Source organism: Roseovarius sp. MMSF_3359 (assembly GCF_030733385.1).
Taxonomy (GTDB): domain Bacteria; phylum Pseudomonadota; class Alphaproteobacteria; order Rhodobacterales; family Rhodobacteraceae; genus Roseovarius.
On sequence record NZ_JASHJC010000005.1, the window covers coordinates 261,312 to 279,639 of the forward strand.

General features: G+C 60.5%; 15 protein-coding genes. 11 read left to right on the top strand and 4 right to left on the bottom strand.

Annotated elements, in window-relative coordinates; translation table 11 throughout:
• Positions 1–31: 31 nt before the first annotated feature.
• From tsaE to trxA, 6 genes are all read left to right on the top strand, one after another.
• The gene (tsaE, locus tag RBB29_RS09800) at positions 32–508 is read left to right on the top strand and encodes a tRNA (adenosine(37)-N6)-threonylcarbamoyltransferase complex ATPase subunit type 1 TsaE (RefSeq protein ID WP_306114883.1); all 477 of its coding nucleotides are present in this window, start codon (positions 32–34) and stop codon (positions 506–508) included.
• Positions 501–1,526 carry an aminoglycoside phosphotransferase family protein gene (locus tag RBB29_RS09805; protein ID WP_306114884.1) on the top strand — a complete coding sequence of 342 codons (1,026 nt, stop codon included), beginning with the start codon at positions 501–503 and terminating at the stop codon, positions 1,524–1,526. The genes tsaE and RBB29_RS09805 overlap by 8 nt, the downstream gene beginning before the upstream one ends.
• Positions 1,502–2,194 (top strand): nucleotidyltransferase family protein, encoded by a 693-nt coding sequence (locus RBB29_RS09810; RefSeq protein WP_306114885.1) that lies wholly within the window; start codon positions 1,502–1,504, stop codon positions 2,192–2,194. The genes RBB29_RS09805 and RBB29_RS09810 overlap by 25 nt, the downstream gene beginning before the upstream one ends.
• The gene (gene addB, locus RBB29_RS09815) at positions 2,187–5,144 is read left to right on the top strand and encodes a double-strand break repair protein AddB (protein WP_306114886.1); all 2,958 of its coding nucleotides are present in this window, start codon (positions 2,187–2,189) and stop codon (positions 5,142–5,144) included. Before RBB29_RS09810 ends, addB begins: the two co-directional genes overlap by 8 nt.
• Positions 5,141–8,521 (top strand): double-strand break repair helicase AddA, encoded by a 3,381-nt coding sequence (addA, locus tag RBB29_RS09820; protein ID WP_306114887.1) that lies wholly within the window; start codon positions 5,141–5,143, stop codon positions 8,519–8,521. The genes addB and addA overlap by 4 nt, the downstream gene beginning before the upstream one ends.
• Before the next feature lie 61 nt (positions 8,522–8,582).
• The gene (trxA, locus tag RBB29_RS09825) at positions 8,583–8,903 is read left to right on the top strand and encodes a thioredoxin (RefSeq protein ID WP_306114888.1); all 321 of its coding nucleotides are present in this window, start codon (positions 8,583–8,585) and stop codon (positions 8,901–8,903) included.
• Positions 8,904–8,976: 73 nt separating this feature from the next.
• Here the strand turns inward: trxA and RBB29_RS09830 are convergent, their stop codons facing one another.
• Positions 8,977–9,738, bottom strand: coding sequence for a metallophosphoesterase family protein (locus RBB29_RS09830; RefSeq protein ID WP_306114889.1), 762 nt, complete (start codon positions 9,736–9,738; stop codon positions 8,977–8,979).
• Between the two features lie 179 nt (positions 9,739–9,917).
• On the opposite strand from RBB29_RS09830, the gene RBB29_RS09835 reads away from it, so the two are divergent.
• The 3 genes from RBB29_RS09835 to RBB29_RS09845 all read left to right on the top strand — a co-directional run bounded on the left by RBB29_RS09835 (position 9,918) and on the right by RBB29_RS09845 (position 13,713).
• Positions 9,918–11,651, top strand: coding sequence for a type I secretion system permease/ATPase (locus RBB29_RS09835; RefSeq protein ID WP_306114890.1), 1,734 nt, complete (start codon positions 9,918–9,920; stop codon positions 11,649–11,651).
• A 152-nt stretch (positions 11,652–11,803) separates the two neighbouring features.
• Positions 11,804–12,175 (top strand): hypothetical protein, encoded by a 372-nt coding sequence (locus RBB29_RS09840; RefSeq protein WP_306114891.1) that lies wholly within the window; start codon positions 11,804–11,806, stop codon positions 12,173–12,175.
• Positions 12,176–12,330: 155 nt separating this feature from the next.
• On the top strand, positions 12,331–13,713 hold the full coding sequence (locus RBB29_RS09845) for an efflux transporter outer membrane subunit (RefSeq protein WP_306114892.1): 1,383 nt from the start codon (positions 12,331–12,333) through the stop codon (positions 13,711–13,713).
• A 12-nt stretch (positions 13,714–13,725) separates the two neighbouring features.
• On the opposite strand, the gene RBB29_RS09850 is transcribed toward RBB29_RS09845, so the two are convergent.
• Genes RBB29_RS09850 through RBB29_RS09860 form a run of 3 tightly spaced genes read right to left on the bottom strand, consistent with a single transcriptional unit; the run spans position 13,726 to position 16,479 of the window.
• Positions 13,726–14,385 carry a rhomboid family intramembrane serine protease gene (locus RBB29_RS09850; RefSeq protein ID WP_306114893.1) on the bottom strand — a complete coding sequence of 220 codons (660 nt, stop codon included), beginning with the start codon at positions 14,383–14,385 and terminating at the stop codon, positions 13,726–13,728.
• A gap of 57 nt (positions 14,386–14,442) precedes the next feature.
• Positions 14,443–15,837, bottom strand: coding sequence for a hypothetical protein (locus tag RBB29_RS09855; protein WP_306114894.1), 1,395 nt, complete (start codon positions 15,835–15,837; stop codon positions 14,443–14,445).
• 27 nt (positions 15,838–15,864) lie between these two features.
• Complete coding sequence (locus RBB29_RS09860; RefSeq protein ID WP_306114895.1) at positions 15,865–16,479, bottom strand: polysaccharide biosynthesis/export family protein; 615 nt, start codon at positions 16,477–16,479, stop codon at positions 15,865–15,867.
• 295 nt (positions 16,480–16,774) lie between these two features.
• On the opposite strand from RBB29_RS09860, the gene RBB29_RS09865 reads away from it, so the two are divergent.
• A complete protein-coding gene (locus tag RBB29_RS09865; RefSeq protein ID WP_306114896.1) occupies positions 16,775–16,972 on the top strand; it encodes a hypothetical protein in 198 nt (65 codons plus the stop codon).
• Between the two features lie 391 nt (positions 16,973–17,363).
• A complete protein-coding gene (locus RBB29_RS09870; protein ID WP_306114897.1) occupies positions 17,364–18,005 on the top strand; it encodes a VPLPA-CTERM sorting domain-containing protein in 642 nt (213 codons plus the stop codon).
• Positions 18,006–18,328 lie beyond the last annotated feature (323 nt).

The following is an 18,328-nucleotide window of genomic DNA, read 5'->3' on the forward strand; positions in this document are numbered from 1 at the left end:
CAGGCAGGTGCCGCGCGTGTAGTGTCGGGGCATGTCCGCGAACACCCGTCAACTCACCCTCGACACGCCGGAGGCAACCTGCGATCTGGCACGCGCCCTGGGGCCGCATCTCGTCCCGGGCGACACGGTGCTGCTGTCTGGGGGTGTCGGCGCGGGCAAGACGCATTTCGCCCGGTGCCTGATCCTGTCGTTGCTGGACACGCCCGAGGACGTGCCGTCCCCCACCTACACGCTGGTGCAAAGTTACGATGGCATAGCGGGAGAGATCTGGCACGCGGATCTCTACCGCCTCACCGATATCGGCGAGATTGACGAGCTTGGCCTGACGCAGGCCTTTACCGACGCGATCTGCCTTGTGGAATGGCCCGACCGCCTTGGGGGTTACGCGCCCCGTCCCGCCCTCAGCCTGTCCTTGGAAGCGCCCTCCGGCGATGATAGACGGGTGGCGACACTGGATTGGGAAGATCCGCGATGGGACGACAAGATGCGCAAGGTGCTCAATGACTGATCGCGCGGCGCTGGCGCAGGCCTTTCTGGCGCAGACCGAATGGGCCGATGCCACATCCTCGCTGCTTGCGGGGGATGCCTCCAACCGCAAATACCACCGGCTTTGGCGAGAGGGGTCGCCGGAAACCGCCGTGCTGATGGATGCGCCGCCGGATAAGGGCGAAGATGTCAGGCCGTTTGTCCGCATCGCACAGCATCTTACAACTGTCGGGCTCAGCGCGCCGCGCATCTTTGCCGAGGACGCGCAGCATGGGTTCCTTCTCCTCGAAGATCTGGGCGATGCCCTTTTTGCGCGCGCAATCCCCGAGGACCCAACCCTTGAGCCGACGCTTTATACCGCGGCGACCGATGCGCTGATAGTGCTGCATGAGGGTGCCACACCGCCCGGCCTCGCGGCCTATGATGCCGATATCATGACGGATATGGCCGCGCTTGCCTTTGATTGGTATGCGACCGGCGCGGGCGTGCCGAACCAGGGGGCGTGTCAGGCGTTTCACAAGGCCATGCACGCAGTTCTAATCCGGCACGCCGCCGACGCGGAAGTCTTGATACAAAGAGACTATCACGCCGAAAACCTGCTCTGGCTGCCGGAACGTGACGGTGTTGCCCGCGTTGGGTTGCTGGATTTCCAGGACGCGATGGTGGGTCACCGCGCCTATGATCTCGTCTCGCTCCTGCAGGACGCGCGGCGCGACGTTCCTCCCGCAATCGAAGCCGAGATGATCGCCCATTACGTCACCGTCACCGGTGCCGACCGGGAGGCGTTCGAAACCGCCTATCGCTGCCTCGGGGCGCAACGTAATTTGCGGATACTCGGGGTCTTCGCCCGGCTGTGCATGCGCGACGGAAAGCGCGGGTATATCGACCTGATCCCGCGGGTCTGGCACCATCTGCAGGCGGACCTGACCCATCCGGCATTGTCGGAGGTCGCAGCTATCCTTGCCAATGGCCTGCCGGAACCCACGCCCGCCGTTTTGCAGAAACTGAGTGATAAATGCGCGACCGTCCCGGCTCTGTAATGCTCTTCGCCGCCGGGTTCGGCACCCGCATGGGGGCGCTGACCGCCGATCGGCCGAAACCGCTCATTCCCGTGGCCGGAACGGCGCTCATCGACCATGCGCTCGGGTGGGTCACCGCATATGATCCTGAAACGATCGTCGCCAACCTGCATTACCTGCCCGATCAGATCGAAGCGCATCTGGAGGGGCGCGGAATCCGCTTTTCGCACGAGGTGCCCGATATCCTTGAAACCGGCGGGGGGTTGCGGGCGGCTCTGCCGCAGCTCGGCCCCGAGCCTGTCTTCACGATGAACACCGATGCGGTCTGGCGCGGGCCGAACCCGCTGTCCTTTCTCGCGGAACGCTGGAACCCGACCGAGATGGATGCCCTGCTCCTTTGCATTCCCGGGGATCAAGCCCTGGGCCATAGCGGTGCGGGCGATTTCCGGATCGACAAGACGGGTCGCGCCACCCGCGGTCCGGGCCATATCTACTCCGGGCTGCAGATCATCCGGACCGATGGGCTCGCGGCGGTCTCCGACCGCAAATTCTCGCTCAATCTGCTTTGGGATGAGATGCTGGGGCGCCGCCGCCTCTTTGCCGCGTCGTATCCCGGGCAATGGTGCGATGTGGGGCAGCCCGAAAGCATCCCGCTGGCCGAACGGCTCCTGGAGGGGGGCGATGTTTGACCCGTCGGAGACGCCGCGCGTCTTTGGCGTGCCGTTGGGGGTCGATTTCCCGCGCGCTCTGGTCGAGGGCCTGATCGAGCGCCATCGGGACCAACCGCCCGACGCCCTGGCCCGGGTGCAGTTGATCGTCAACACGCGGCGCATGGCCCGGCGCATCCGGTCGCTTTTCGATGCCGGTCCGGCGCTGCTGCTGCCGCGCATTCACCTGGTGACCGATCTGGGGGAGCATTGGGACCTGGCCCATATTCCCGATGCCGTGCCGCCCCTGCGCCGCCGCCTTGAACTGGTTCAACTCCTCTCGGCGCTGCTGGAACGCGCGCCCGATCTGGCGCCGCGCGCATCGCTCTACGATCTGGCCGACAGCCTGGCCGCCTTGATGGACGAGATGCACGGCGAAGGTGTCTCGCCCGATGCCATCGACCGCCTGGATGTTTCCGACCAATCCGGCCATTGGGAACGGATCAAATCGTTTTTGGGCATTGTTAGACACTATTTCGAGACCGGGACCGAGACCCCGGATGCCGAGACACGTCAACGTATGGTGATCGAACACACGATCCGCCGCTGGCAGAAGGCGCCTCCCGATCATCCGGTGATCGTCGCCGGGTCAACCGGGTCGCGGGGTGCGACGCATATGTTGATGAAGGCGGTGGCCGCATTGCCCAAGGGGGCGGTGATCCTGCCGGGGTTCGATTTCGACATGCCCGACCCTGTTTGGGAGGCATTGGCCCCGCAAATGCGCAATGGGCAGGCGTCCCTGCCCGCCGAGGATCATCCGCAATACCGGTTCTATAAGTTCACGACAGAGCGTGGCATGACCCCGGGCAGGGTGGCGCCTTGGGTGGATCATGTGCCGGTCAACGAGCCACGCAACCGGGTCATGTCCCTCGCCCTGCGCCCTGCTCCTGTCACCGATCAATGGCTCCGCGATGGCCCGAAACTTAATCAGATCGACGTTGCGATGCAGGATGTCACTCTGATTGAGGCGCCCACGCCCCGGCAGGAGGCGCTGACAATCGCCATGCGGTTGCGTCAGGCCGCGGAAGAAGGGCAGACGGCAGCACTGATCACACCCGACCGGAACTTGACGCGGCAGGTCACGGCGGCGCTGGACCGGTGGAACATCCTGCCCGATGACAGCGCCGGCACGCCGCTTCATCTCTCGCCACCCGGGCGTTTTCTGCGCCATGTGGGCGATCTCTTTCGCAAACGGCTCAGTGCCGAGCTGCTCCTGACGCTACTCAAACACCCCCTGACCCATAGCGGCGGCGCGCGTGGTCCCCATCTGCTTCTGTCGCGCGAATTGGAACTGCACCTCCGCCGCTACGGCCCGCCCTTTCCGACCGCTGAGGATCTCAGAACTTGGGGGAAGAGCCGCAAGGAAGAGCTTGCGCCCGATTGGATCAACTGGGTCTGCGCCTGTTTCACGGGTCACGAGCCGGGGGGCGCGTTACCGTTGGAGGCCCGTGTGTCGCGCCACCTGGCGCTTGCCGAACGTCTTGCGCAGGGCAGCCGTGACGACGGATCGGGCAAGCTCTGGAACGGGGATGCGGGACGTGAAGCGCAGGTGGCGACACAGGAACTCCTGACCGAAGCCGCGCATGGCGGTGACATCAATTCCAGTGACTATTCCAGCCTTCTTCACGCTATTTTGAGCCGAAAAGAGGTTCGCAATCCCACCGATCCGCATCCGAATATCCTGATCTGGGGGACACTTGAGGCTCGGGTGCAGGGGGCGGACCTGCTAATCCTCGCCGGGTTGAACGAAGGGAGTTGGCCCGAGGCGCCCACGCCCGATCCGTGGCTTAACCGGACGTTGCGCAACGATGCCGGGTTGCTCCTGCCGGAGCGGCGGATCGGATTGTCGGCCCATGATTTTCAACAAGCAGCGGCGGCGCCCGAGGTGTGGCTGTCCCGATCGATCCGGTCGGATGATGCCGAAACGGTGGTGTCGCGGTGGCTCAACCGGTTGCAAAACCTGCTGCATGGCCTGCCGGAGCAGGGCGGTACAGAGGCGCTGGACCGGATGCGCGCGCGAGGGCGGCAATGGCTTGACCGGGCAGCAAAACTGGAAGAGCCCGGAGAGACCAGGCCGGCCCATCGCCCTGCACCCTGTCCGCCAAGAGCCGCCCGGCCCAAGCAGCTTTCGGTGACCGAAATCAAGCGTCTCGTCCGCGATCCCTATGCGATCTATGGCAAACATGTGCTTGATCTGCGCCCGCTCGATCCGCTGATGCGCGCGCCCGATGCTTTGCTGCGCGGGATCGTGCTGCACGAGGTTCTGGAGAAATTCATCCGCGAAACCCGCAACGCCCCGGAAGCGTGCACAAAGGAACGTCTGATGGCGATTTCAGTCTCTGTTCTCGCCAAAAACGTGCCTTGGGCCGAAGCGCGCGCGACCTGGCTGGCCCGGCTTGAGCGTATTGCGGACTGGTTCGTGAACGGCGAGATCGCGCGGCGAACCTTGGCCGACCCGGCGGCGTTCGAGGCGAAATCCCGCACGGAACTGCCGGACCTGGACTTCACTCTGACCGCGACGGCAGACCGGATCGACATTGATCGCAACGGCAACCTCCACCTTTACGATTACAAAACCGGCGCGCCGCCCAGCAAGGATCAGCAGACCTATTATGACAAACAACTCCTGCTAGAGGCCGCGATGGCGGAGCGGACTGGCTTTGACGAGATCGCACCCGCGTCGGTCGTCCGCGCGGTTTACATCGGGCTTGGGTCCGGCGGTAAGGAGGTGGACGCCCCATTGGAGAGCGAGCCGACCGGACAGGTTTGGGCGGAATTCCATGACCTGATAGCGGCCTATTTGCAGGATGATACCGGATACCCGTCGCGCCGCGCGATGGAGAGCAAGCGCGACCGGGGCGACTACGATCAACTGGCTCGGTTCGGTGAGTGGGACATCACCGAACCGCCGGTCAAGGTGAAGCTGCCATGACCCGCGATGCGGCCACCCAACGGCAGATTGACGCCGCGCAGCCGGGGCGCTCGACCTGGCTGTCGGCGAATGCGGGCTCTGGCAAGACCCGCGTTTTGACCGACCGGGTGGCACGGCTTTTGCTCGAAGGTGTCGAACCGCAAAATATCCTTTGCCTGACCTATACCAAGGCCGCGGCGAGCGAGATGCAGAACCGCCTGTTCAAACGTTTGGGCGAATGGGCGATGCTGTCAGACCCGGAATTGACCGGACAATTGGTGCAACTTGGCTTGCCCGGGGGCATCGGTGGCGAACGGCTTCAGGATGCAAGGCGGCTTTTTGCCCGGGCGATTGAGACGCCCGGTGGCCTTAAGATCCAAACCATCCACTCCTTCTGTGCCGCGCTCCTGCGGCGGTTTCCGCTTGAGGCCGGTGTCAGCCCCCAGTTCACCGAAATGGATGATCGCGCCGCCACCCTGCTCCGGGCCGAAATTGTCGAAGAGATTGCCGACGGTGCCGAGGCGCACCGCCTGGAAACGGTGGCCCGGTACTATTCCGGCGACAGTTTCGAGGATCTGACCGCCGAGATCGTGCGCCACCGGTCGCGGTTTGAAGAGGGGGCGGGCGGCACGGATTTCGCCGCGGTCTTCGGTCAGCCTAACGATCTCACCCCCGAAGGCGTCGCCGATACCGTCTTTCTTGGCAGCGAGCGTGCGCTTCTGAACGATTTGATACCGGCGCTCTCCGCCAGCGGGGTCAACGATCAGAAAGCCGCGGACAAACTCCAAACCCTGACCATGTTGGACGCGGAGGCATTGCCGGTGCTGGAGTCGGTTTTCCTGACCGGTGCCGGTGCGAAAGACCCGTTTTCGGCCAAGATAGGGTCTTTTCCGACGAAAAACTGCCGGGCCGCGATTGCGGGGATCATGCCGCAAATCGAGGCGTTTATGCAGCGCGTCGAAGATGCCCGCGAGGCGCGGTTGGCCTGCGATGCCATTGCCAAGACCAAGGCTCTGCATGCGTTTGCGGCGGAATTCCTGCCCGCCTATCACCACGCCAAGCAATTGCGCGGATGGCTCGATTTCGACGATCTGATCCTGCGGGCACGGGATCTGCTGGTCGATCCTCAGGTGGCCGCCTGGGTGTTGTTCCGGCTCGACGGTGGGATCGACCACATCCTTGTGGACGAGGCGCAGGACACCAGCCCCGTCCAATGGCAGGTGATCGAACGTCTGGCGCAGGAGTTCACGAGTGGCCACGGCAGTCGAAGCGACCGGCCCCGCACGATCTTTGTGGTCGGTGACAAGAAGCAATCAATTTACTCGTTCCAAGGCGCGGACCCCAATGAGTTTGATCGGATGCAAGCGGACTTCGCGGCGCGCCTGAAGGATACCGGTACTCCCCTGCAACAGATGGAAATGGAATATTCTTTTCGTTCCTCTCAGGCGATCCTGTCCTTGGTGGACCAGACCTTCAAAGGTGCGGAAAAATCGGGTTTTTCGCCGGAACAGGGTCACAAAGCGCATAAATCGAACTTACCCGGACGGGTGGATCTATGGCCCTACGTTGCCCCGCCGGAGGCGGAGGAGAAACCCCCGTGGCATACGCCTGTCGATGTCAAATCAGCCAATGACCCGAGCGTGGTTCTTGCCCGGCAAATCGCGACCGAGATCAAGCGCCTGGTGGGTAGCGGCCACCCGATCCCGTCGAGTGATCCGACAGATGGCAAACACCGATCGAAGCCCGCGCAACCCGGTGACTTCCTAATCCTTGTGCAGCGCCGGAGCGATTTGTTCCACGAGATCATCCGCGAGTGCAAAGCGCTCGACCTGCCCATCGCAGGCGCAGACAGGCTCAAGGTCGGGGCGGAAATTGCCGTGCGGGATTTGGCCGCGCTCTTGTCGTTTCTCGCCCTCCCAGAGGATAGCTATTCCCTGGCTGTCGCGTTGAAATCGCCGCTTTTTGGTTGGTCCGAAGGATCGCTCTATGATTTGGCGCAGGGGCGGGCGGCGCGATACCTGTGGCGGGAGCTGGACAACCGCGCAGCGGATTTTCCGGACACGATCGAGATCCTGCGCGACCTACGCGACCACGCCGATTTCCTGCGGCCCTATGACCTCATCGAACGCATCCTGACGCGCCACGGGGGCCGCCACCGCTTGCTCTCGCGCCTGGGTCCAGAGGCGGGGGAGGGCATTGATGCCCTTCTGAGCCAGGCGATGAGCTATGAGCAGAAGTCGGTGGACAGTTTGACGGGCTTCCTGGTCTGGCTCGAGTCCGACGATATGGAAATCAAGCGGCAGATGGATGCGGCGGGCAACCGTGTCCGGGTCATGACGGTTCATGGCGCCAAGGGGTTGGAGGCGCCGGTGGTGATCCTGCCCGATACCGGCAAGCGCACATTGGTCATCCGGGATCAGATCATAGCGTCCGATGACACCGCGCTCTGGCGGTCAGCGGCGGATGCCGCGCCGCGCCAGATCATCGAAGCCGTCGACAAAGCCAAGGAAGAGCAGATCGCGGAGCGCGATCGCCTGCTCTACGTGGCCATGACCCGCGCCGAGAAATGGCTGATCGTGGCCGCGGCGGGGGAGAAAGGCAACAAGGGCGAGACCTGGTACGAGAAGATCGAGGCCGGGATGAATGCGAGCGGTGCGATGCCTTTCGCGTTTGCAGAAGGTCAAGGATTACGCCTCGAATACGGTGATTGGGCAGAAATAGAGCCTAATCACGTGGATCCAAAAGAGAACGCGCCCGTGACTCTGGATCCATTCTTCGGCGATCCGGCACGCCCTGCCAAGGCGGCTCCAAAGACACTTAGCCCGTCGGAACTGGGCGGCGCAAAGGCGCTTGCGGATGAGTACGGGCTGGATGAGGAGGCCGCCAAACGCCGGGGACGGCAAATACACCGGCTGTTGGAATTCCTGCCGCAAGTCGGTCAGCCGCTCTGGTCGGAGACCGCCGGGTATCTTCTGGCCCATGGCACAGATGCCGCGACCGGGGCGGAGCTTGACGCATTGCTGAGCGAAGCCGCTCATGTGCTGACCAGCCCCGCGCTTTCCCATCTCTTTGCCGACAGCACTCTGGCCGAGGTGCCGATCACCGCCAACCTTGCGGCGCTTGGCGGCAGGCGCATCCACGGCACCATCGACCGGCTCGTGTTGACACCAGACGAAATCCTGGCAGTGGATTTCAAGACCAACGCTGTCGTGCCCGACACGCCGAACAGTGTACCCGACGGTATCTTGCGGCAATTGGGGGCCTATGCCCATGCGCTTGGCCAGATCTATCCGGACCGCCGGATCGCCACCGCGATTCTCTGGACCCGCACGGCACAACTTATGTCACTGCCACACGATCTAGTGACAGATGCCCTCAACACCACCCAGATATCTTGACGCGCCCCGCCCGCCTCCATAGGTTCAGCACGAACCGCTGCTACTCTCAGGAGAACTGATCATGGCCACTGTTGCCGTAACCGACGATACTTTCGACGCCGAAGTCAAAAACTCGGACATCCCCGTTGTGGTGGATTTCTGGGCGGAATGGTGCGGCCCCTGCAAACAGATCGGCCCGGCGCTCGAAGAGCTGTCGGATGAGCTCGACGGCAAGGTCAAGATCGTCAAGGTCAATGTCGATGAAAACCCGAACGCACCGTCGCAAATGGGCGTGCGGGGCATCCCGGCGCTGTTCCTGTTCAAGAATGGCGAGGTCGTGTCGAACAAGACCGGCGCGGCCCCCAAGGCGGCCCTTCAGGGGTGGATCGAAGAAAGCATCTGATCCACGGGGATCATCCAATGGAAAGGGTCGCCTTGGGCGGCCCTTTTTCATGCCTGCGCCCTATCGTCTGCCCTCATGTTCCGATGAAACGGACCTCCCCCGCCTCGATGATCGCGGCGCTGAGATGTCCAGTGCGATAGGCGCCTGTGTCGACGGCGATACGCCCTGCGGTCACCCCCGCTTCGTCCACGATGAAATGCCCGTGAACCATCCACAACCCGTCCTGCCGCGGCTTTCGCAGGAAATCCGGATGCCCCCACAAAAGACCATGACCGCGGCGCGGCTCGATCGGCTTTCCGGGGTCACCACCCGCATGGGTCACGACAACATTGCCGCTCTGCCACATGAGCGGCAGCGCCCTGAGCCAGGTGATAATCGCGGGGTCCATCTGCGCCATCAATGCGTCACGGGCGGCAATCAGATCACTTTCATTCTGCATGTCGGCAGGCACAGGAATGCCACAACTCTCCAATGTGCGATCGCCGCCATTCATCAGCCACCGGTGGCCCGATCTGGCTGGGAAGTCGATGAAATCGAGCATCATGGCCTCGTGATTGCCCTTAAGCGCGATCATGTTTTCCGGGTAGCCGAGAGTGAGTCTCCGGACCCGCGACAGCACCCCGGCGCTCTCCGGTCCGCGATCCACGTAGTCCCCGACGAAGACAATTGGTATCCCCGGCACTTCGGACCGGAGCTGCTCCAGGACCCGCATCAGGAGGGCATCGCACCCATGGACATCGCCGATCACGGCAAAGGTGGACTTTGGCGCAATCGGCGCGTCGAAACCGCGGCTTTTGTGCCGCCATGGGGGAAGGAGCCGAAAAGGGTTCGGCATAGATCAGGTCCGTAACCAATTGAAACTAAGGTAATACATCACAGCTTTCCGCATCGGGAACATAAGTTGATTTATCACCATCCACCCAAATCGCTATGCTCGAATCGTGAGATGGCAAAAGATGGGTCCGTTGTGATGCGCTGATGTCATGATGGGTGGCCCGGAGGGTTTGGAGTGAGATGACGGCGCGTGCGGATACCGGCCGGTCAAAACTGCGTCAGGCGTGGCGCAAGGGCCGCGTCCTCCTGATCTGGGCGTTCGGTTTTTCGATCTGCGTCAACATGCTGATGCTGACCGGGCCGCTTTACATGCTGGCGGTCTACGATCAGGTGCTGACCTCCGGTTCGGTCGATATGCTGGTGGCGCTGACCGTGCTGGTCATGGCGCTTTACCTGCTGATGGCGGTGCTGGACTATGTGCGCGGTCGTGTCCTTGCCCGTATCGGCGCACGTTTTCAGACCCACCTGGACGGGCGGCTTTTTGACATCGTGATGCGCCGGTCGGCCAACCCTAAGTCGCGGCAGGCAAACACGCGTGCTTTACGTGATCTGAGCGCGATACAACGCTTGTTTCTCTCCCCGGCGCTGATTGCCGTGATGGACATGCCATGGACCCCCCTTTTTGTTGCGGCGATTTTCCTGTTTCACCCGACGCTTGGATGGCTCGCCGTTGCCGGCGGCGCGGCGATCATTGCCCTGACCGCGATCAACCAGATTGTGACCGCCAAGCAGGCGCGGCGGGCGCAAATGACGTCGCAGCAGGCGCAAGCCTTTGCCGATCAGACCCAGGCGGCAAGTGAAATCGTCCTGACGCAGGGCATGCGGGCGAGCATGACCGACCGCTACAAGACCCTCAGGAACCAGGCGCAACACGAGGATATCAGCGCAAATGATTCGTCGGGTGTATTTACGTCACTCATCAAGGCGTTCCGGCTGTTCCTGCAATCCGCGATCCTGGGCCTCGGGGCGTTTTACGTGATCCAGGGGGCACTGAGCCCGGGGGCCATGATTGCCTGTTCGATCCTGCTGGGCCGGGCGCTGGCACCGGTTGAACAAGCGATGAGCAACTGGCCGGTGTTGCAAAGGGCTCGGGCGGGCAGACGGTCGTTGATCAACCTGTTCTCGGAGATGCCGCCGAACGATCCCGACACCGTTTTGCCACCGCCGCAGGGACGCATGACACTGGACAGTGTTTCCATCCAGCCACCCGGGAGTCGGACACCTCTGTTGCGAGAGATCACCTTCGAGATCGCACCAGGACAGGCACTCGGCGTGATCGGGCCAAGCGGCTCCGGCAAATCGTCACTGGCGCGGACCCTTGTCGGGTTCTGGCCAGTAGCATCAGGTGTGTTGCGGCTCGATGGGGCAACGCTCGACCAGTACCGTGCCGATGATCTCGGCAGATATATCGGTTACCTGCCGCAGAGCGTCTCACTTTTCGAGGGGACCGTTGCCGAGAACATCCGCCGCATGGCGCCCGAGCCGAATTCCAAGGCAGTCATTCTTGCCGCGAAACGCGCCAATGCGCACAAGATGATCATGGCCCTGCCGAATGGGTATGACACCTATCTTGAGGGTAATGACTGCGTGTTGTCGGGTGGGCAGCGTCAACGCATCGCTCTTGCCAGAGCCCTTCATGGCGATCCGGCCATGTTGGTTCTGGATGAGCCGAACTCGATGCTCGACACAGAGGGCGCAGAGGCGTTGAACCGCACCGTGCAAGAGTTGAAGGCGGATGGCAGAGCCGTCATCATCATGACCCACCGCCCGCAGGCGATTGCGCAATGCGACCTGTTGATGGTGATTGAAGGCGGCGTGATCAAAGGCTTCGGTCCGCGCAATGATGTGCTTGAAAAGACCTATCCCAACATCAGCCGCATCCGCGAGATTGCCGCAAAGAGGTCGGCCCCATGAAGGCGGGCTCTGTTCACGATCCTGACCCTCGTTGGAGCGCGTCCACGCCCTTGGTGGCGGCTGTTATCTCCCTTCTGATGTTTGGTCTATTTGCCGTTTTTTGGGCCGAACAGAGACTGGTTTCCGGCGAAATTCCCCTTCAGGGAATGTTGGTGCTGCACTCGGGACAGGCCGCCGATACAACACAGGGTCTGAGCGTCAGGGCAGAGCTCGATCCCTGGACCTCGCAACAGGTTGAAGAGGGTCAGGAGGCGATATTGCATCTCCGATCCGTGTCGGATGCCCCTCCGCTGGATCTTGAGGCGGAAGTGATCGCCATCACCCGCAAGGATCGGGGCACAACGATTTTCCTGCAGCCCCGGTCAGGCGAATTGCCGAAGGTCGAGGGGTTGGCGTTGCTCAACGGTTCGCCGGTGGCGGTCTCTCTCCTGACCGGCGAAAGATCGGTCCTGCGGCTCCTGTTGGATCCAGTGGCCGGTGTCATTTCGCGCAGCAAAAGCGATCAAGCCCCGGACAACACCTGACGCAACAGGGCAACAGATTTTTCGAATTCTGCGCAATTGCCATCGGAAGTGGCGCCAAGCCGTTAACTTTGCTAGGTTTTCGCCAAGGCCCACGAAAAAGGCACATCAAAAGTGTCGCAAAAAGGGTCAAACGAGGCAGTAAAAGAGCAGTTCCTATGCGCATTGTCCTAACCATCGGGGCAGGTTTGATCCTGTCGGGCTGTACCGTTGGCCCGATGTACAAGACACCCGAAATTGATTTGCCTGACCGGTATTCCCTTGTGGCCCCGGTTACCAAGGCCAGCACCCGCGACCTCAACTGGTGGACAGATTTCAACGATCCGGTCCTAAACACGCTGGTGCGTGAAGGGATGGAAGGCAATCTTGATGTTGCCGAGGCGCGTGAACGTGTCCGCGAGGCGGAGGCCAATGTGCGCCGGGACAGTGTGGCCCTTTCCGGCAATGGCGAGGTCGAGGCGACCGGCAACAGCCGCGCGGGCGAGAATGTGCAGGTCAGCCTGACAGGGGCTTTTGGTCTTGGTGGGCGGACGCAATGGGCCACCAGGGCAGCAAATCAGCGGCTCGAAGCGGCCGAAATCGGTGTGGGCGAAGCGCGTCGTCTGCTTCTGTCCAACCTGGGGACGGCTTATGTCGATATGCGTTTCCTGCAAAGAAATCTTGAGACCCGTCAGCAGGACCTGCGGTCGCGCCGCCGGACGTTGCGGGATCTGAACAAGCAGTTGGATGTCGGTGCGGCAACCAAGCTGGACGTGTTGCGCGCCGAGGCGCTGGTATCCGAAACGCAGGCGGAGATTCCTGCCATCACCGCGGACATCATCCAGCAACGCAATCGGATTTCGACCCTGCTGGGCGTGCCGGTTGGCGAGTTGGGCGTCGATCTGGGCTACAAGGGGACGCAACCGCAGCCCAGAGGCGTGGCAGAGATGGGCGTGCCGGCGGATCTGCTTCGGGCGCGGCCCGATATCCGCCTGGCCGAACGGAACTATGCCGCGGCTGTGTCAGATGTCGGTGTCGCAGAGGCGTCACGTTATCCCAGCCTCAGCTTGAGCGGTCTGGTCACCGCGCCGCTGAACAGTGGATCATGGAACGAAAGTATCGTTGCGGGCCTGTCCGTGCCGGTCTTTTCGCAACCTTCACTCAAGGCGTCGGCCGAGGGTGCAGAATCGCGGGCGCAGCAGGCCTACCTGGTCTGGCGGCGCACGGTCCTGGTCGCGATCGAGCAGGTGGAAACCGCCCTTGCCGAACTGCGCGCTGCAAACCAAGCTGTGCGCGCCTCCCGCAAGGTGGTCGAGTTGAACCAGCGGTCACTTGATCTGACCCGCCGCCTGTTGGTGGAAAACGGGGATACGACAGTGCTTGACCTGATCGACCGCGAGAGATCAGTTTCCAATGCACGGGCAATATTGGCGGCAAACAAACGGGACCTGGCCAATGCCTATATCGCGCTACGGGTGGCCCTTGGCGTCGGCCACGAAGAGGTGGTCGATGAGGTGACGCGCAATTCGGTGATGACCGTCGATCAGATCGCGGTGGAGTAAGGTCGGTAGAACTTACTCACCAGCGTCTTCGACGAGGTGATCGCGATAGAAAAGCGCCACCAGGACGCCGCCGACGAACCCGCCGAGGTGGGTTTCCCAGGCGACATTCTTGTCGAAGCCGTAATACATGAAGACGTTCAACAGGATCAGGACCGTGACAGGCCAAATCACCGATGCCGCTTTGACCGCGATTGTTGCATCTGTTTGAAAAGTATAGACTATATTCCACCACACAAGCGCACCGGCAAGCCCGAAGAGGGCACCGGAGGCGCCGACCATCGGCTGGAACGACGTGGTGAAAACGACAAACACCAACGCCCCCGTCAGTGTAGAAACCGCATAGACGATGAGAAATCCGATCTGGCCGACGTCGCGGATAACGGCCACCCCGAGCGACACCAGGGTGACCATGTTGAAGATGAGGTGCATGAGGCCGCCATGCACGAAGGCGTAGGTCAGAAACATGGTGAAGGGCTGTGCCGCATAGTTCGGAATCCAGCCATGTAAAAGGCCCGGCCAGAATGCCGCGTTCTGATAGGTCAGAATCCTCAGGCGAGGCATGCCCAAAAGGCCGGCATCGGCCAGTTGCAACGTGAGTTCAACGAAGGTCGAGCTCAGCAGGAAGAACAGGATCACCGGGGACCAGATGCCAGATTTCGCGTCGTCGTCCATCACGGAACCCGGATTTCAACGTCCTGATCCGGCCCCCTGCGGCGATGCCATGGCATCTCAGCGCAGGAGGTTGAAATCACGGTTCAGGGTCAGGAAGATCGACGTCGAGTCCGATTTGCCCGCAAGGTCCTCGTCACGGATCCGGTATTCGACCCCGGTCGACATGCTCCAATCTTCGGTCACCCGGCGGTTATAGCTCGCCGAAACATCGGTTCGGCGGGTGTCGTCGTTATTGACGCCGCCCGTCGCTTCGGAAAGGCCGAAGGACAAATCAAAACCGATGCTCGAAATGCTGTTGATCTCGTGATCGTACCCGAGGTCGGCGGTGGTTGTGACCCGCTCTTCGTCTTCACTGCTGGTCGAGACATTCCGGTTCAGGCCGACGCTGATGACACCGGTCGGCATGTCCCGAGTGTAATTCAAGCTCCCGACCAGGTCGGGATCGCCGCTTTCATCCTGTGTCGCACCAATCTCTATGGCGAACTGGCCGGTGGGCAACGTGAAGGTACGACCGACATTGACCGTGTGCCGCGCGCCATCCTGATCGCGGGATGTCGAATAGGATGTGTTGATCGACCCATCCGGCATCAGATAGTTGAATGACAGGCGCCCCGTTGCGCCCGAGCTTGTCGAACTGATGCCATTCAGTTCTTCGTCGATTTCCGTATAGCCGATCGCGGCTTCGAAACTGGCCCGCTGCGACAACTGCTGACTAACACCGATTTCGACCGCATTGGTGTCACGCTCGGTATTCAGGGCGTCGTCTTCCTCGAAATGATCGAAATTGTAAGACGCAAACCCGGTGGTAACCTCCGTGAACCGGAAATTCGCACGGACGCCCGCGGCATAGCGGAAATTGTCTTCGAGGTTAGCAGATTGCTGATCGTAGCTGATGCCGCGAATACTTGCGTCGAACACGAAGCCGAGCGGCGCGTTGCGTCCGGTTTCAAGGCTGGCGCCAAGATCATAATTGCGTCGGATGCCCGACCCTTCGAGATCATCGAAATCGGGCGGCAGGATGCGCTGGCCATTGGCGTCGGTCAGATCGCCAATCGCCGGCGTGAAGGAAATGTCGCTTTCACGGTAGCTGCCATCGACGTTCAGAACGGCGTTGGGGCTCTGAAGCATGTAGTTGAAAGATAGCTGCGGTTCGACGATCCCGGTGTCGATATCGCTGTTCGACGGCAATTCTCCGGCGCGCAACTTGATCCCCGCGTTAACTCCGAGGGATTGGTTGGACGTCGCCGTGTTAAGACCAAAGGTTAATGTGGTCGTGGACAGGGTCGTGTTGCCTTCTTCGGGCGTTTCCAGACCCAGGTTATCGCCTGTTTCGAACCGCTGCTCGACACCCAGTGTCATGGAAATCCCGCTCTCTTCCTGGGCAAGCGCCGGAAGAATGAAAAGCGTCAATCCACTCGCTGCTGCTGCGCGAACGATTTGTTGTTTTGCCAATACTGCCCCCTCAAGATCGGGTTGTTTTTATTCGAACAATCGTCTTTGCGGCACAATGATCACGTCGCCCGATTCCATGACCGTCGTGCCGATGCTGGTTTTTCCTGCAAGGATGTCTTTGTAGTTCACGTTGTAGATCCGCTCTTTCTTGGACTTGTCCGTGCGGCGGAGTTGGATGCGCTTTGTGGCGGCGAATTGCGAGAAGCCTCCGACCTGCGCCAGAGCCTGCAACATGGTGGTGCCACGCTCGACCGCATGGGCGCCCGGGTTCGCGACTTCACCAAGGATGTAGATCGTATTGGTGCTTTTGGCGGCGCTTACGGTCGCCTTCGGCGCGGCAAGCTGCGACAGCGAGACGAAAACGGTGGGCTCGGTGGCGAAATTCGACGCCAACGTGGCGATCACGTCACTGCGCACTTCTTCGACGCTGCGGCCGCCCGCCTTGATGTTGCCTGCGAGCGGCAAAGAAATCCGCCCGTCCGGCAACACGATGGCATCCCGGTTGAGTGTCGCATCTTCGAGAACTTCGACACGCACCACATCCCCGGGTTTGATCCGATAGCTGTCTTGAGCGGACGCCGTTGCCGAGATCACGGGAACAAGCAGCAGAACTGCCAGGAGATGTGTGATGATACGTTTCATGATGAACTCTCGATTCTTTCAATATCAATACGCTTAGCCTTAAAAATAGGCTGTAATCCAAAGTTACGGAAGCATTTTTTAACGAATAGGCACGAATTGCCCCTGTTCTTGCGCCACTCGTGCCAGCCACGCAACAATTTTGGTGCCAGACCCGAATTGTATCAACTTTGAAATACCTTAACGGTCCTTTCATTGTTTTGCCCCAATTATGACCAAGAATTGCACGTCTCGGCCCGCAGGCTGCTTTCAATCGGATCTTGAGGGTTGGGAGCCTTTTATGAGGAGCTGGCTTGAAATGGTTGTTTTTGTACTAGCGAGTGTTTTCTGCGGATTGGTCGCGGCAATCGCGGCTCTCATCTCCGGCATGTCCCTCCTGTTGGCCTTCGCGATCTATGTCGGCGTAGGCATCTCAGCGATGGCGCTGGTACTGGTCCGGGCGGTGATTTGCCTGCACCTCAAGGGCTCTGACGAGCCGCTGACGACAACCGCATAAGCCTTTAGATACAAAGATCTATTTCCCGACACCAGCCATTTGATAGTCCTTGATGTAGCTGCCGATAACAGATCTTCGGCAGCATGCCTCATTCCGAATCGAATCACTTGGGTGGGAATTGTTTCTGATTTGGAAACGAAACCTGTTTTTTCAGCGAATGTCGCCGATCTCAGACCAGTAAAACGGTCATTCTTTGAGGATTTTCGGCTCAGTTTTTAAAAACTTTGAAAAAAACCTTAGAATATACACGCCTAGGGTGTATAACTGGAGATGTGGCTTTTTTTTGGCCGCATAATGTACTAAAAATGTAAATGATTTCGGACTGATCCATTTAGTGTGCAGTGCTTTGGGGGGCAGGTCGAAACGAGTAACCATATTGTGGGAGTTTACAATGAAACTAGCAATTGGCGCAGCCATCAGTTCGCTGTTTTTGGCGACTGCTGTAAGTGCAGCATCACTTTCTATTGTCGGGGGTGCGGACGTTACCCTGGATGGTAGCCATAATCCTAACTACGCACCGCTTGCGGCATTTGATCCCGCCTTGGTGCCGACCGTCGGTGACGGCGACACAATCAAAGCCTTTGGTTTTGGAGGTGACGCATTCGACACCAACAACGGCTTGGCGCTGAGCGATAAGAGCAAGATTAGCATCATGTTCCTTGGCAAAGATGCCAATGCGTCCAATACAGTCTTCAATCTTGCAGGCGGAAGTCTGTCAAATAATGGGGCTGCTGGCGCAACAATTTCGGCTGTGGACCTTCCGGACTGGATTGCATTGGCGTTTGAGACGATCAAGGACGCTGGTCCTGAAAGCATCACGAACAATGTCGGTCAAACTGATCCGTCACTGTCGATGGCCTTCTACCAAGAGAACTCGAAAAACGTTCTAGCGTTCTTCGGCGACGGCCGCGGCGACTCGGACTATGACGACATGGTCGTTCGGATTTCGGTTGTTCCGCTTCCGGCGGGTGGTCTTCTTCTGCTGAGCGCCATGGGTGGCTTCGCAGTGGTTCGCCGCAAGAAGAAAGCCTAAGGATTTCTTCATAGAGTTTTGAGAGGGGCCGCAAGGCCCCTTTCTTTTTGTGCGATCGTCGTTCTCGGGTCGCACAAGAACGAGCGGATGGCCCGGCGCTGCAACGGGCAAACAACCCGCCATCGCGTCGACCACCGATGCGCATCTTGCAGGCACCCCACGACCAATGATCCTGGGTAAAGCGCCCCACAGAGCAATTCTCAGATCTCCGCTAGGCACGTCCAAGGCAATAGGCGGCTTGACCGTTGCAGCGTCGATTGGCTAGCGAGATAGCCGTGAGGAGAGCTTTGGCGAGGCAGCGAAGTTGTGACGATCACCAACGA

What these genes read in the sequence shown, in the direction of transcription:
- RBB29_RS09850 (WP_306114893.1), bottom strand. Translation starts at nt 14,385, where the DNA reads ATGGACGACGACGCGAAATCTGGCATCTGGTCCCCGGTGATCCTGTTC.
- tsaE (WP_306114883.1), top strand. Translation starts at nt 32, where the DNA reads ATGTCCGCGAACACCCGTCAACTCACCCTCGACACGCCGGAGGCAACC.
- trxA (WP_306114888.1), top strand. Translation starts at nt 8,583, where the DNA reads ATGGCCACTGTTGCCGTAACCGACGATACTTTCGACGCCGAAGTCAAA.
- RBB29_RS09870 (WP_306114897.1), top strand. Translation starts at nt 17,364, where the DNA reads ATGAAACTAGCAATTGGCGCAGCCATCAGTTCGCTGTTTTTGGCGACT.
- addB (WP_306114886.1), top strand. Translation starts at nt 2,187, where the DNA reads ATGTTTGACCCGTCGGAGACGCCGCGCGTCTTTGGCGTGCCGTTGGGG.
- addA (WP_306114887.1), top strand. Translation starts at nt 5,141, where the DNA reads ATGACCCGCGATGCGGCCACCCAACGGCAGATTGACGCCGCGCAGCCG.
- RBB29_RS09860 (WP_306114895.1), bottom strand. Translation starts at nt 16,479, where the DNA reads ATGAAACGTATCATCACACATCTCCTGGCAGTTCTGCTGCTTGTTCCC.
- RBB29_RS09810 (WP_306114885.1), top strand. Translation starts at nt 1,502, where the DNA reads ATGCGCGACCGTCCCGGCTCTGTAATGCTCTTCGCCGCCGGGTTCGGC.
- RBB29_RS09805 (WP_306114884.1), top strand. Translation starts at nt 501, where the DNA reads ATGACTGATCGCGCGGCGCTGGCGCAGGCCTTTCTGGCGCAGACCGAA.
- RBB29_RS09830 (WP_306114889.1), bottom strand. Translation starts at nt 9,738, where the DNA reads ATGCCGAACCCTTTTCGGCTCCTTCCCCCATGGCGGCACAAAAGCCGC.
- RBB29_RS09835 (WP_306114890.1), top strand. Translation starts at nt 9,918, where the DNA reads ATGACGGCGCGTGCGGATACCGGCCGGTCAAAACTGCGTCAGGCGTGG.
- RBB29_RS09865 (WP_306114896.1), top strand. Translation starts at nt 16,775, where the DNA reads ATGGTTGTTTTTGTACTAGCGAGTGTTTTCTGCGGATTGGTCGCGGCA.
- RBB29_RS09845 (WP_306114892.1), top strand. Translation starts at nt 12,331, where the DNA reads ATGCGCATTGTCCTAACCATCGGGGCAGGTTTGATCCTGTCGGGCTGT.